A 13,175-nucleotide genomic window follows, 5' to 3' on the forward strand; every position below is an offset into this window, starting at 1 on the left:
ATGGCGGGCAGCCTTGCGGAGGGGATCGGCGCGAAGATCCGGCGTATCGATGAGGTCCGCAAAGCCCTTGGTCAGGCTCTGCCGCGCGTCACGCACTTCCGCAAAATCGGGCTCATCACCTACGGTCCCGGACCCTATCAGCAATGTAACGTCAATCTCGATCTGCGGCCAACGACAGACGCGACCGAGCCCATCATGCAGAAGGTAGGCGGGCTGAACCCTGCGGGAAAGACGCCGCTGACACAGGCGGTGGAGCAGGCGGCCGAGGTTCTGGATTACAAGGCCAAGCCCGGCATCGTCGTGGTCTTGACCGACGGCGAGGAGACCTGCGGCGGGGCGCCTTGTGACCTTGGCGACAAACTCAATACACAGGGCGCACGGCTGACCGTCCACGTGATCGGCTTTCGCATGACGGCCTTTTGGACCGGGGCCCAGAGCGCGCTGGACGTCCAATGTCTGGCCAAGGAGACGGGCGGGCTCTATATCGCCACGAACAGCCGGGAAGAACTCGTCCGCGCATTCGAGAAGACGCTGGGCTGTCCCATGATGTCTGCCTGGGATCCACGCGGCGCTCAGTAGAGCAGGTACGGCGCTCGCAGCGCTTCGAAATCGGCCACACCTTGCGTCCAGCTTGCCGCGATCTCCGCGACCGGAACCTGGGCTTCGACCTGTTCCCGCAATTGGGGGGAGCCGGCGAGAATGTCGATTGGCATCTTGTCGTGTTCGTACTCGTAGGGCCCCGCGCGCCATTGGAATTGATCGGGCGCGAGCCCGACGCATTCGCGGATCAGCGCGGCGCCCGCGATGACGGGCGCGAATGTTTCGCGTGCCGTGACGTGAAGCTGACAGCCGCCGCACGGTGTCTTGGTGTGCTTCTGGAAGGTGGGTTCGAACACGGCCGGCCGGAAATAGACGCCGTCGAGCTTATGCGCGTTCATGCGTATCGCCAGCGCCTCGGCATCGAGATAGGGCGCGCCGATCAGCTCGAACGGCCGGGTCGTGCCGCGACCTTCTGAGACCATCGTGCCCTCGAACAGCACGGTGCCGGGATAGACGATTGCCGTGTCCAGCGTCGGCATGTTGGGGGAGGGCATGATCCAGGGAAGGTCGGTTTCGTCGAAGTAGTCTGCGCGCGACCAGCCCTCCATGGTCACGATCTCGAGCGGCGCGCCGATCCCGAAATGTTCGTTGAAGAACTTTGCGAGCTCGGCCACGGTCATGCCGTGGCGCATGGGGATGGGAAACTGGCCGACAAAGGACTCGTAGCCCGGCTCTAGCATTGGCCCCTCGATCTGCACCCCGCCGATCGGATTGGGACGGTCGCATACGATCACGGGCGTACCGGTCTTGGCGGCGGCCAGAAGGCAGTTCGCCATCGTGTAGATGAAGGTATAGATCCGCGCGCCCACGTCCTGAAGGTCGATCACCAACACGTCGATTAGATCGAACATCTCGCGGGTCGGCTCGCGGGTCTCGCTATAGAGCGAGAAGATGGGGATGCCCCGTTTGGGGTCCGTTGCATGGGGCGTCTCGATCATATTGTCCTGAAGATCTGAATTGAAGCCATGCTGGGGGCCGAAGATCGCCGCGAGCTTGAAGTCGGTCGCGCCCGCAAGCCGGTCGACGATATGGCGATAGTCGCGGCCGACCGAGGCCGGGTTGGCCAAAATTCCGACATTGAGCCCCTTGAGCCGGTTGGAGGCGAGCAAGCGTTCGGAGCCGAGCAACATGGTCTAGAGTCCTCTTCGGGGCGCGAGACGCCGCTCTTGCGGTGCAAGAAGCAGATACGCATCGAGAATCGAGTGGTGCGGCATTCTGTTCTCCCTCAAAAGCCCGCCGGTTCTCGCGGACAAACCCTGTTTATCGCTAAGCGCTGGCAAGGACTTAACCGGAGTCGGGAGATCTTTCCACGCCCCAATTTCAGCCCGCCCCGCGCTGCCCGCCGTCTTGGGGCTGGCGATGGGGCGAATTTTGCGACAAAAAGCCGGGCAAGGAACACACCCAAAGGCGGGCAAAGGGCCCGACAGGGGCAACACGCCGCCCAGCGGGGCAGACAGCGTTAAAAGGAAGATGGGTATGGCGGATCAGATTCGCACAGCGGTGGTGGGCACGGGTTACTTCGGACGGTTCCACGCAAATCACTACAATAAGAACCCGGATGCGAAGCTGGTCGCCGTGGTCGATGCCAACCCCGAACGCGCCAAGACCATGGCCGATGAGTTCGGCGCCAAGGCTGTGACGGACCATCACGAAATCTACGACAAAGTGGATGCGGTAAGCGTCGCCGTGCCGACGCCGTTTCATTTCGATGTGGCGCACGATCTGATCGATGCGGGGCTCCACGTCAATATCGAGAAGCCGATCACCGAGACGGTCGAGCAAGCTCGAATACTGACCGAGCTGGCCGAGGAACGTGGCACCGTGCTCCAGGTGGGCCATATCGAGCGCTACTCCGCCGCCTATCGGGTTATCTCGGAAAGGATCGAACGGCCGCTTTATCTCGAGAGCTACCGCATCGCGCCGTGGAAGGCGCGCGGGGTGGACGTAGACGTCATTCTCGATCTGATGATTCATGACATCGATATGATTATCGGTCTGGTGGGGTCACCGGTTACCAGTGTGGACGCGGTCGGCACGGGTGTAATGGGACGCAAGGTCGACATCGCCAATGCGCGGCTCAACTTCGAATCCGGCTGTGTGGCAAATGTCACCACGAGCCGGATAAGCTACAAGACCGAGCGCCGTTTGCGGGTGTTCTCGCACAGCCAATATCTCAACTGCGATTTGGGAGACCGGAAGATTTTCGGCTATAGCCTGCGAGGCGATCCCAAGACCGAGGGGCTGGCGGCCATTGCCACCGACACCGTCGAAATTCCGCAGGAGGACAGTCTTGGCAACGAGATCGCCTCGTTCATCGACTGTGTCAAAACCGGCAAGAAGCCGTTCGTCGACGGGTATGCGGGTTCGGAGGCGCTGCGGGTCGCGGTGATGATCAACGAAAGCATCGATGCGCAGCTGAAGAAGGTGCAGGCTTGGCTTACGCCCGGCGCGCCCGTCGCCGGCGCGACAAAAAGCTAAGCGCGTCTAGGTTTTGCGCTTCCCGATAAGGTCGAGCACGACTTGCGCCGCGCGCCGGCTCGGCGGCGGGTCCGCGTCGCCCAGAATGTGCAGGGCCTCGTCGAAACCTTCCTGTTGGGCCGCGCGCGCTTCCGCCGATCCGAGCAGATATCCGACCTTGTCAGCCATGGCTTCGGCGCTGCAGTTCTCCTGAATAAGTTCCGGGATGATTTCGCGGTCGACGAGCAGGTTCACGAGCGACGCGTATTTCACGGCGATGGGCATGCGCCGCACGATGAACGCGGTGAGGGCGCTCACCTTGTAACCGACAGCCATGGGGACGCGCGCGAGGCCAAGCTCCAGGGTGACCGTGCCGGATTTGGCCATGGCCACGTCGGAAGCCGCAAACGCATCGAACCGTTCGGCGGGGTCCGTCACGCGCAGGACAGGCAGCGGCCAGTCCCGCGTGTGTGCTTCTACCAGGTCCGAGACATTGGGCGCCACGGGGATCACGACTTGAAGATCGCGATAGCGATCCATTAGGCGCTCCACCGCCTCGGCAAAGACCGGGAGCATGTGCCGCACTTCGCTCGTGCGGCTTCCCGGGACAACGCAAAGGAGCGGAGCCGTATCGGCAATGCCATGCTTTTGCCGAAAGGACTTCCCGTCGCCGGCTAGCGCCGACTCGATGGCCGGGTGGCCCACATAGTCCGTCGGTAGTCCGTGTTCGGCAAAGAAGGGGACCTCGAAGGGTAGCAATGCCATGAGATGGTTCACACGCTTGCCCAGCGTCCTCGCGCGGCCCGAGCGCCAAGCCCAGGCCTGCGGCGCCACGTAGTGGACAATGGGTATGCCGGACCCGCGCAGCTTGTCGGCGACTCGCAAGGTGAAGCTTGGCGCATCGACCGTGACCACAATGTCCGGCTTCATCTCGCGGATGGTTGCGGCAGTCTGGTTGATCCGTTTCACCAGACGCGGCAGGTGCGGCAGGACCTCGGCGATACCGATCAACGCCAGTTCGCGCATAGGAAACAGGCTCGTGAGCCCCTGGGCCTCGCTTTGCGGTCCGCCAATGCCTGCGATCTGGACCCGGCCGCCGGTCATCTGTCTCAAGGCGGCAATCAGCCGCCCGGCTAGATTGTCGCCGGAGGGCTCGCCCGCGATGATAAAGACCAGCGGCTCCTGCCGGCTCATACTCAGCTCCGATTCGGTTTGCCGACCTTGAGACTTAGGGCAGGCGGGGTGGGTAGTTCCAGAAAAATTGGTGGCAGCCTGTGTCGCATGCCCGACAAATGTCGTTGTTCTCTTCCGGCACCCGCGGCACAAACCTCTGATAGACCAATGAGATCATTTGATAGTGCGAACCTTGCTCGCCTCGTTGAACGCATGGTCTCTGTCCTTCGCGTACGAGGGCGCTTTGCCGGCAGGAATGCGGCTAGTCGATGCGAATGCGGAATTTCGCGCCGAACGTGTCGCCGGGAGAGACCAGCCGCAGGCCGTCTCCGCCGATGAGCGCGTTTGCCGGCGCAGTCATGGGTTCGAAGGCGATAAAGTTTTGGTCGTGCGGCGCATAGACCTGCGTGTGCGTGTAGCCCTCCAGCAGGTCGACGGAGATCTGGTGCCTGCCAAAGCCAATCGAAAGCGTGGCACTGGGCTCTAGCAGGGCAAAACCATCGTCGAAGCTCCGGGTACCGATCAGACCGTCGAGGCCGGGAAACGGCATGGAGGCTCCTGTCGGGATTTGCCGCGCATCCAGCGTGAGGTGCCGCATCTGTGGAAGGCATATGTGCCAATCGGCACGATTCCCGTCGAACCCGAAATAGGGATGGAAGCCAAAACTCACCGGCACATCGATATCGCTTGTCGCGAACAGTGCCGTCTCGATCGTCAGGCTGCCCGGCTCGATACTGGCGCTCATCGATAGCAGGCACGGGTAGGGAAACACAGCGAGGCCTTGCGGGTGAGACCAGTTCAAACGGGCCGACAGCATCGAGTCCGAGATGTCGGTGACCTCCCAACTCAGATGGGGCCACATGAGCCCATGCATGGGCAGGCCATTTTCGTCATAGCGCAGGACGAGAGATTGTGGCGGCAGGGTCACACCACGCCCCGCGACCTCGTAGCGGAAATCCGCAAGTCGGTTCGCGAAGGGAAACAGAAACGGGATGCCGACCGTTCGATTGGCCGCCGCGGCGACGATGAGGTTGTCGACCCGTCGCAAGGCCTCGATGCCATCCTTCTTCAGTGAAATACCGATCATCCCGAAGCTGGGCAGGAACACGGCCTCGGTGTCGCCCGCAACGATGCGCGCGGCGTCAGGATCGCCGAGCAGATTCGGAACGGGCTTCTGCGTCACATGCGTCTCCTTCCGCGTGCCGCGATCAACGGAGCGTCAGCGTCCCGCTCAGTACCGCGACACACCGACCGCCCACTTGGGTCGCTGTGACGACGCCATTGCGCTTTGCGGCCATGGCCTGGAGAAGGCTTGGGCGCCCCATGTCGACGCCTTGCCCAATTCTCGCCTTCAGGACCAAGTCCGGCTTGCTGTTAAGATGCGCCAAAAGGCCGATCAAAGCCACATTTCCAGAGCCCGTCGCCGGGTCCTCAGGGATGCCATGGAGTGGCGCGAACATCCGGGCCTGAATGGGCGGATCGCTCGTGGGCTCGCGCACATACAGAAACAGGCCCGCGGCTAGCTCGCGTGGGAGATGTTGTTCGAAGGCGGCCTGGTTCGGGGTGGCGGCGCTCAACGCGGCACGATCTCTGAGTTGCGTGAAGACGAAGGGATTGCCTGCGCTTGCAATCACGGGAAGGTGCCGGCTCTGTTCGATACTGGCCGTGGGAAGGCCGCACAATGCCGAGACAATGCCGGGTGCGAGGCCTGAGCCCACGCTGAGCTGCTGCGGGGCTGCGACCTGCGCGCCCACGATGCCTGCGCCATTGCGCAGCACATTGACCGCGACAACGCCGCTGAGCTCTTCGAACTTCATCGTGTCGTCTAAAATCGGGCGCTTGCGGCGCTCCGCTTCGCTGGCCAGCACATAGGCCGTGCCCACATTGGGGTGACCTGCAAAGGGCAGTTCCGCGCGCGGCGTGAAGATACGGATCCGTGCCGTGTTCGCGGGGTCCGCTGGGCGCAGCACGAATGTGGTCTCCGACAGATTGAACTCCGCCGCGATCGACTGCATTTGCTCCGTGGTCAGTGTGTCCGCGCCATGGACGACCGCGAGTGGATTGCCGCCGAATTGGTGTTCGGCAAAGACATCGACGGTATTGAATCGAAGCAGTGTCATGTCAGCGCGGTCCCATAAAGATCTGTGCGGCGGTCCCGGAAGAACCCCCAATCGGCACGATAGGCGGCGATGCCGTCCAGATCGAAGCAGGCCAGCATGACGCCTTCGGCGTCGCCCCCAAGGCCCGAGGCTATCTCGCCCGTATGATCGGTCGCGAAGGAGTGTCCGTAATAGGTTTGGCGCACGCCGTCATTGTTTTCCTCACCGACGCGGTTCGCGGCGATGACCGGTACGGCATTGGCGACGGCATGGCCCTGCATCACCCGCCGCCAGCGTTCGTGGGTGTCGAGCGTGGCGTCATACGGCTCCGAGCCGATGGCGGTGGGGTAAAGTAGGACCTCCGCGCCGTCGAGCACCATGGCCCGCGCTGCTTCCGGATACCATTGATCCCAGCAGATGCCGACGCCGAGCTTGCCGTACTTCGTGCGCCAGGCTTTGAAGCCGGTATCGCCCGGACGGAAGTAGTACTTCTCGTGATAGCCCGGCCCGTCGGGGATATGGCTCTTGCGGTAGATGCCCAAGATCGTGCCGTCCGCGTCTGCCAAGGCGACGCTGTTGAAATAGTGCGGGCCATCCTTCTCGAAGAAGGAGATTGGAATCACAATGCCCAACTCTTTCGCGAGCGCGCTGAGCGCCAGGACACAGGGGTGGTCGCTGGCGGCGAATGCCGTCTCGAACCATTTCGGATCCTGCCGCGTGGGAAAATAGATGCTCTGGAACAGTTCCGGCGGCAGGACCACTCGCGCACCCTGGCTGGCCGCCTCACGGATCAGGGGGTCGATCCGTTCGAGGTTCGCGGTCATGTCGTGACCGAAGGATGTCTGGACCGCCGCAACCGTCAATTCGCGCGTCATGGTCTGTCCTGGATGCTCTGGCCTGAAATGGCTCTCACCGGGAACCGAAGCTCCGCTGAGCGAAAACCGGTTCTTCGCGTGTGATGCAATGGAAGGCGCCGCCCCCGGCGTCTCCGGCCCCGAGAAGGCCAAAAGCTGGAAGCCCGACAACCTTGCGGTCCGGAAACACTGCTTGCAAGCGCCTGAGTGCCTCCACTTGCGTATTTGTGCCAAAGACTGGCACGACCACGACGCCGTTCGCGATGACAAAGTTGAGGTGCGAGGCCGGAGCAATCTCGCCATGCGCGTTGAGAACGCGGCCGGGGCTGGGGACCCGGACGATTTCGATCGGTCGCCCCTCGGCGTCTGTCGTGGCTTGAAGGGCACGATAGGCAGCCTCCAGCATGGCGGCGTTGGGGTCGTCCGCGCCGGCAGGCATTTGGCAGACGACGCGGGCGGGTCCCGCGAAGCGGGCGATATTGTCCACGTGACCGTCGGTATGGTCGCCCGCGAGCCCCTCGTCGATCCAGAGGATCTTTTTGGCGCCCACGGCGGTGCGCATTGCAGCTTCAGCGTCCGCCTGTGACCAGCCGTTCCGGTTTGCATTCAGCAGCGTCTGCCGCGTGGTGAGGATCGTGCCGGCCCCATCATGGTCGATGGCGCCGCCTTCAAGGATGAAATCGGCCTTGCGCATGGGAACGTTCGCAAGCCGCGCGATATCATCGCCGACGGTCTCGTCGCCCGGCAGCGAGAATTTTCCGCCCCAGCCATTAGTGCGGAAGCGCAGGGCGCGAGGTCCATGCGGGCTCGTCGCAAACAGGGGCCCCGTATCGCGGAGCCAGATATCGCCATAGGTGGCAGGCACCACGTCCGCGAGGCCGCCAAGGATGTGCGTAGCCGAAGCCAGCGCTTCGGTACCGTCGGCGAGGAGGCGGACGCGATTGCCTGGCGCCAGAGCGCGCACGAGCGCCGCAACGTCGCGTCGCGGGGCTTCGAAGTCGCCGTTCCATTCTTTGGCGGAGGCTGGCCAGGCCGTCCATAGGGCCTGCTGTGGCGCCCATTCGGGCAAGAGGCTCATATCGGGCACAGGCATATCTGTCGTCGAGGATTACAGCGGTTGCCGGAAACGAAGAGCGCCGGAGGAGGGGCAAGGTCTTGCTTATCAGGCGGGCGTTGTCAGTTGGGAGGCGATGTTATGGGTATGAAATTTGGCCCGGCAAGGGCGGAGTTCCCAAAGCGGCATAAAGGCTCCGGCGCAGACACGATCACCCGTGCGCGCCAAGGAGCCCGTTTGAATGTCCTAATCTTGAAGCCTAGGCCGAAGCCACCCATACGCCGGCGATGTAACCGAACGCCACCGCATCGGGGTTCTGCTGGGCCGCCAACCGGAGCTGGTCTTCTGCGTCGACCTTGACGCGGAAATCGTCAAGCCGCTGCGTTTCACCAGTGCCCTTAAGGTCGTCCTTGCAATAGCCGCTCAGAAGAATGACTTGCTTGCCGCGAACGACAATCTTGGGGAGTGCCATACCCGCCTCCAAATGCGCTATCTTTGAGATGCGCTCCGCTCATTCAAGCGTCGGAGACGATTTCATGCTCTCAGACAGCAATTCTACAACAGCGACCCCCACGTCAGCCTCATTTCACTATAGGGGCAGAATGCGACGTTGGTAAGACGGTAAACGCGAAAAGTACTTAAAAATCCGTGCGTTGCGCGGTGCAACATCCGTGCGGTGCAGCATCGGCGCAGCGCCCGATCAGTCAGGCATTTGCCTGGCGAGCGCGGCCAAGCCGTGTTGCGTTGCAACAGGGGGCGCCCAGTCCAGCGCGCGCAAGGCTGCCGGATCCGCGACAAGGGAGCCGAACAGAGGGGCGATCTCGATCGGGGGCCCGACGGCTCTCAGCGCAGCCTTGAGCACGGGCGGCGGCACATAGAATAGGCCAGCCCGGCGTCCGAGCCCTTGGCGCAGGGCGCGGACGATCTCCGCGACGGTGACCGGCGCGGGATCGGCCACGATAAAGGGTCGGTTGAGCGGCGCGGGCGCGGTCAGGATCCGATCGACGGCCTCGACGAGATTGTCGAGACCAAGCAGCGAATGGCGTGCTTTCAGTCCGGCCAGCGGCAGCGGGTAGGGCGCGCGGGCAAGTTTCAGGAGCTTGGCGACATTGCCGCCCGCGCCCGGGCCATAGACGAGTGCGAGCCGTAAGGCGGCCCAGTCGAGGCCTGTCTCGGCGAGGCCTTTCTCCGCGTCTAGCTTGGAGCGTCCATAGGCGTCGGTCGGGTGCGGCTCCTGTTCCTCGGTGAGCACGCCGGCCGCGGCCGGTCCCGACTGAGCGCGGATCGACGACAGGAACAGGAATCGTTTCACGCGGGCGCGCTTCGCCGCCTTCGCGAAACGCACCGTCGCTTCTGTGTTGAACAGGCGATAGTCGTCTTCGGGGAGCCCGGTCATGGCGTGGGGAACGCCGGCCGAGTGGATGACGGCATCGACCTCGGCCAGGGCCTCGGACATGTTGAAGGGCTTGGCGATGTCGCCGATGAGGACGCTGGCGCAAGAGTCCGGCATCGCGGTGGGACGCCGCAGCAAGACCCGCACGCGGTAGCCGCGCGCGGTGAGGCCTTGCAACAAATGCCGGCCAATGAACCCCGTCGCGCCGGTGAGAGCTACCAGCGGTTTGCGCCCTGGGCGTTGAACCTTTGCGCTGGACATGCTGATCCACAGATTCAGTATCGAGGCGGGAGCCCGCCTTCAGATCCTGGAGTTCACATCGATAATTGGGCCGGAGCAAGCCTCTGTACAGGCGAGCCCTGACGCGCGCTTAGTTCGCTGGTCCACCCAAGGGAATGGTGACGGTGACATAGCCCGAATCACCTTGAAGGCGATTTTCGACATCGAATTCGCGGAAGTATTTGAGGTTGGTGAGGACCGGGACCTGGCCCAGCTGGAAGTTCATATTGACGACCGGACCAATCGCGGAGACTCGCCCCGCAAAGGACCCTAAGCGCGCGCCCGGCCCGCTGTCGCCCGTGACTTGGTCATAGTAGAAGCCGTTGACGCCAACGGCGAACTGCTTCGAGAAATTCTGAACCACCGCGTATTCGAGGTGGAACTCACTGCCGCTCTTGTATTGCGTGGTGGGGTTTTCCCAGTTGTAGGTGATGCCGGCCATGGAGGAGACCTCAAGGCCGATCTTGGGGTCCAGCCAGGTGAAGGCCGCGGCGTTATCGATCGCCCAACGATTGAACCCGGCATTGGCCAGATTGCCCTGTTCCCAGAAACCCGTTGGCGTATTCACGAGCGTATGCGTCTTGAAGTGCCAATTGCCATGATGCCAGCCAAGCATGAAACCCGGTACAAGATCGCCAAACCGCGTCTCCTGATCTCCAATGTTCTGCGAAATCGTCACGCCGAAAGGCGGTGGGAGCGAGAGGCTGGCGCCCGCATCCACATCCTTGTGAATGATCGGGATGAGCATGAGGAACCCGATATTGGCGCCCAGCACCTTGTTGGGGGCGACCCAAAGAGGCGCTGGCACATTGCCGTAGACGCCGGCTTCGATGCCGCCGTCTAGAATGAGACCGGCCCTGTCAAACGCGATGTCGGTGCTGCCGGAATAGAAGTAGTTGTAGTCGATTACGTATGTGCCGGGCGGCGGAAGAATACCTGCGTTCGTTGTTGTGGACCCAAGTAGATAGAATCCAGCGCCGCCTTCGACCGCCGTTGCTTTGTGTACCGGCGCGATAAGTAGGCCAAATAGAACGACCGCAGCGGTTGCGATACGGGTTCTCATTGCCAATCCCCCTTGAGATGCGGTCCATACGTTACGGTGTGGACTCTTTGAGCAGAGAGTACTCAAGTTGAGGTGGGGCCGCTGTGTCTTTAGAGACACAGTCCTGGATGCGTTTTGGGGCCGTCACGTGCGTGACCGCGCACTATTGGTCCGAGGAGGAAGTCCGGGGACGAAGAGGATAGAGAAGGAGCAGCTTTTTAAAGGCTCGCCCTTTCTTGCCGGTGTTCGAGAAAAGCTCGGCGAAGGAGAGGTCGAAAATGCGCAAATGTCGTCTGTTGGGTGCGCTTGGTGTCGTAACGGGCAGCATTTTGATTGCGGCCGGGCACAGCGCCCTGGCCGAGCCCAACCCGCTCCGCGACGCCTATTTCGGTGAGACGCATATGCACACAGGGCTCTCGCTTGATGCCTATATCGGCGGGACGCGTTTGATGCCCGGAGACGCACTGCGCTATGCCAAGGGCGAGGCGGTGACGCTCCCGGATGGGTCGGTCGTGCAGCATCGACGTCCACTCGATTTCGCGGCGGTCACGGACCATGCCGAATATATAGGCGAAATGTACTCCACGATCTTCGAGGACGCGCCGGGCCACGACAACGAGGATCTCCTGACCTTGCGTGAGATGACAGACATCGAGGACCGGCAACACTGGTTCTTCAAATATGTTGTCTCGTCGAACCGGTCGGCTTCGCCGAAGCACCCGCCGTTTTATGCAGGACCAGGCACGACGAAGAGCGCCTGGCAGGTCATTGTCAATGCGGCTGAGGCGCATAACGACCCGGGTAACTTCACCGCGCTCATCGGCTTTGAGTGGTCAGCCGCGCCGGGTGGAGCGAATCTGCATCGCAACGTCATCTTTCGCGATGCCGATGTCCCCGACATTGTGCCCAGCTATATCGAGATCAACGAGGAAGAGAACCTCTGGAAATGGATGGGCGAACAGGAGGCTCAAGGGCGTCACGCCCTGGCGATCCCGCATAACTCAAACGCCTCCAAGGGGCGGATGTTTCCCGACACGGACAGTTTTGGAGATCCTGTAGATCTTGACTACGCTCGGACCCGCCAGCACTTCGAGCCGCTGATCGAGATGATGCAGGTGAAGGGAAATTCGGAAGTCCACCGCAAGTTCTGGGCCGCGGACGAGTTCGCGGATTTCGAGAACGCAGATTCGATCCAGAAGAATTCTGGCCGTACTTATCATCGGCGCGACTTCGTTCGCGGTGGGCTTGAACGCGGCATTGCCAAAAAGGCAGAGCTTGGCGTGAATCCGTTTAAGTACGGCTTCACCGGCGGAACGGACAACCACAACGGATTGATGTCGGCCGTCGCCGAGGATGCGTTTCAAGGAGCGCATGGACCGGAGGACGGCACGGTCGAGCGTCGCCGCACAGGCGATGTACTTGGCTGGATCGATGGGAAGGATCTGTCGATCGGTGCGCTTGCCGGCGTCTGGGCGACGGAGAACTCGCGTGCCGCGATCTGGGACGCTATGAAACGGCGCGAGACGTTCGCGACGTCGGGTCCGCGCATCAAGGTCCGCATGTTCGGGGGCGTTGGGCTGTCGGAGCTGGCGGACCCCGTAGCGATGGCCGAGGAGGGGTACGTGCTTGGCACGCATATGGGCGGGGACTTGCCCTCTATCGGCACAGCTCCAACATTCACCGTGCATGCCGAGAAGGACCCGGACGGAGCCAATTTGGACCGAATACAGATCATCAAGGGCTGGGTCGACATGAATGGCGATATCAACGAGAAGATCGTCGACGTGGTGTGGTCTGGAGACCGGAAGATCGACCCGCTAACGGGTAAACTACCGCCGGTCGGAAATACGGTGGACGTGAGCACAGCCAAGTTTGCGAACGATATTGGCGCCCCCGTCCTGATGGGTGCCTGGACCGACGAGGACTTCGACCCTCAAGACCATGCTTTCTATTATGCGCGCGCCATAGAGATTCCGACGCCGCGTTGGTCCACCTATGACGCCGTCCGCTCAAATAGACCGCTCTTGGACGATGTTCCCGCGACGATCCAAGAACGGGCTTGGGGCTCGCCGATCTGGTACGCTCCGGCCCAGTGAGCGATGCGAGGCAGAACGGGCATTTGACGATGTTTTGCAGAAAAGCGTTTGCGGCACTGTTCATCATCCTTTTGGTGACCGTGCCCGCCCGTGCCGATGACGAGGCCGACCCGCTGCCGTCCTGGAAC

At 62.1% G+C, this 13,175-nt stretch carries 12 protein-coding genes; 3 read left to right on the plus strand and 9 right to left on the minus strand.

Annotated features, from left to right (window positions below; genetic code table 11):
• On the plus strand, window positions 1-579 hold a 579-nt coding region (locus tag WBQ77_RS00800), incomplete at its 5' end, for a vWA domain-containing protein (protein ID WP_424058485.1).
• On the opposite strand, the gene WBQ77_RS00805 is transcribed toward WBQ77_RS00800, so the two are convergent.
• Window positions 573-1,730 (minus strand): exo-beta-N-acetylmuramidase NamZ family protein, encoded by a 1,158-nt coding sequence (locus WBQ77_RS00805; protein ID WP_424042977.1) that lies wholly within the window; start codon window positions 1,728-1,730, stop codon window positions 573-575. The genes WBQ77_RS00800 and WBQ77_RS00805 overlap by 7 nt on opposite strands.
• Before the next feature lie 346 nt (window positions 1,731-2,076).
• Between WBQ77_RS00805 and WBQ77_RS00810 the strand changes: the two genes are divergently transcribed.
• Window positions 2,077-3,078: a Gfo/Idh/MocA family protein gene (locus WBQ77_RS00810; protein ID WP_424058487.1), complete on the plus strand. Its 1,002-nt coding sequence runs from the start codon at window positions 2,077-2,079 to the stop codon at window positions 3,076-3,078.
• 6 nt (window positions 3,079-3,084) lie between these two features.
• On the opposite strand, the gene lpxB is transcribed toward WBQ77_RS00810, so the two are convergent.
• From lpxB to WBQ77_RS00850, 8 genes are all read right to left on the minus strand, one after another.
• Entirely contained in the window at window positions 3,085-4,251 is a 1,167-nt protein-coding gene (lpxB, locus tag WBQ77_RS00815; protein ID WP_424042973.1) for a lipid-A-disaccharide synthase, read from the minus strand.
• Window positions 4,252-4,492: 241 nt separating this feature from the next.
• Entirely contained in the window at window positions 4,493-5,413 is a 921-nt protein-coding gene (locus WBQ77_RS00820) for an aldose 1-epimerase (protein WP_424058489.1), read from the minus strand.
• 25 nt (window positions 5,414-5,438) lie between these two features.
• Window positions 5,439-6,350, minus strand: coding sequence for a PhzF family phenazine biosynthesis protein (locus WBQ77_RS00825; protein WP_424058490.1), 912 nt, complete (start codon window positions 6,348-6,350; stop codon window positions 5,439-5,441).
• The gene (gene aguB, locus WBQ77_RS00830; protein WP_424042758.1) at window positions 6,347-7,204 is read right to left on the minus strand and encodes an N-carbamoylputrescine amidase; all 858 of its coding nucleotides are present in this window, start codon (window positions 7,202-7,204) and stop codon (window positions 6,347-6,349) included. The genes WBQ77_RS00825 and aguB overlap by 4 nt, the downstream gene beginning before the upstream one ends.
• A gap of 34 nt (window positions 7,205-7,238) precedes the next feature.
• Window positions 7,239-8,276 (minus strand): agmatine deiminase family protein, encoded by a 1,038-nt coding sequence (locus WBQ77_RS00835; protein WP_424058491.1) that lies wholly within the window; start codon window positions 8,274-8,276, stop codon window positions 7,239-7,241.
• A 220-nt stretch (window positions 8,277-8,496) separates the two neighbouring features.
• The gene (locus WBQ77_RS00840; RefSeq protein WP_424042756.1) at window positions 8,497-8,709 is read right to left on the minus strand and encodes a hypothetical protein; all 213 of its coding nucleotides are present in this window, start codon (window positions 8,707-8,709) and stop codon (window positions 8,497-8,499) included.
• 228 nt (window positions 8,710-8,937) lie between these two features.
• Window positions 8,938-9,891, minus strand: coding sequence for an NAD-dependent epimerase/dehydratase family protein (locus WBQ77_RS00845; protein ID WP_424042755.1), 954 nt, complete (start codon window positions 9,889-9,891; stop codon window positions 8,938-8,940).
• A gap of 109 nt (window positions 9,892-10,000) precedes the next feature.
• Window positions 10,001-10,972, minus strand: coding sequence for a SphA family protein (locus WBQ77_RS00850; RefSeq protein ID WP_424042754.1), 972 nt, complete (start codon window positions 10,970-10,972; stop codon window positions 10,001-10,003).
• Between the two features lie 257 nt (window positions 10,973-11,229).
• On the opposite strand from WBQ77_RS00850, the gene WBQ77_RS00855 reads away from it, so the two are divergent.
• Complete coding sequence (locus tag WBQ77_RS00855; protein ID WP_424042753.1) at window positions 11,230-13,047, plus strand: DUF3604 domain-containing protein; 1,818 nt, start codon at window positions 11,230-11,232, stop codon at window positions 13,045-13,047.
• The last annotated feature ends 128 nt before the right edge of the window (window positions 13,048-13,175 follow it).

The sequence above is a fragment of the Methyloceanibacter sp. genome (assembly GCF_049590335.1).
Taxonomy (GTDB): domain Bacteria; phylum Pseudomonadota; class Alphaproteobacteria; order Rhizobiales; family Methyloligellaceae; genus Methyloceanibacter.

Excerpts from the sequence above, each read along its gene's own strand:
- WBQ77_RS00805 (WP_424042977.1), bottom strand. The coding sequence starts at position 1,730 with ATGTTGCTCGGCTCCGAACGCTTGCTCGCCTCCAACCGGCTCAAGGGG.
- WBQ77_RS00810 (WP_424058487.1), top strand. The coding sequence starts at position 2,077 with ATGGCGGATCAGATTCGCACAGCGGTGGTGGGCACGGGTTACTTCGGA.
- lpxB (WP_424042973.1), bottom strand. The coding sequence starts at position 4,251 with ATGAGCCGGCAGGAGCCGCTGGTCTTTATCATCGCGGGCGAGCCCTCC.
- WBQ77_RS00825 (WP_424058490.1), bottom strand. The coding sequence starts at position 6,350 with ATGACACTGCTTCGATTCAATACCGTCGATGTCTTTGCCGAACACCAA.
- aguB (WP_424042758.1), bottom strand. The coding sequence starts at position 7,204 with ATGACGCGCGAATTGACGGTTGCGGCGGTCCAGACATCCTTCGGTCAC.
- WBQ77_RS00835 (WP_424058491.1), bottom strand. The coding sequence starts at position 8,276 with ATGCCTGTGCCCGATATGAGCCTCTTGCCCGAATGGGCGCCACAGCAG.
- WBQ77_RS00840 (WP_424042756.1), bottom strand. The coding sequence starts at position 8,709 with ATGGCACTCCCCAAGATTGTCGTTCGCGGCAAGCAAGTCATTCTTCTG.
- WBQ77_RS00845 (WP_424042755.1), bottom strand. The coding sequence starts at position 9,891 with ATGTCCAGCGCAAAGGTTCAACGCCCAGGGCGCAAACCGCTGGTAGCT.
- WBQ77_RS00850 (WP_424042754.1), bottom strand. The coding sequence starts at position 10,972 with ATGAGAACCCGTATCGCAACCGCTGCGGTCGTTCTATTTGGCCTACTT.
- WBQ77_RS00855 (WP_424042753.1), top strand. The coding sequence starts at position 11,230 with ATGCGCAAATGTCGTCTGTTGGGTGCGCTTGGTGTCGTAACGGGCAGC.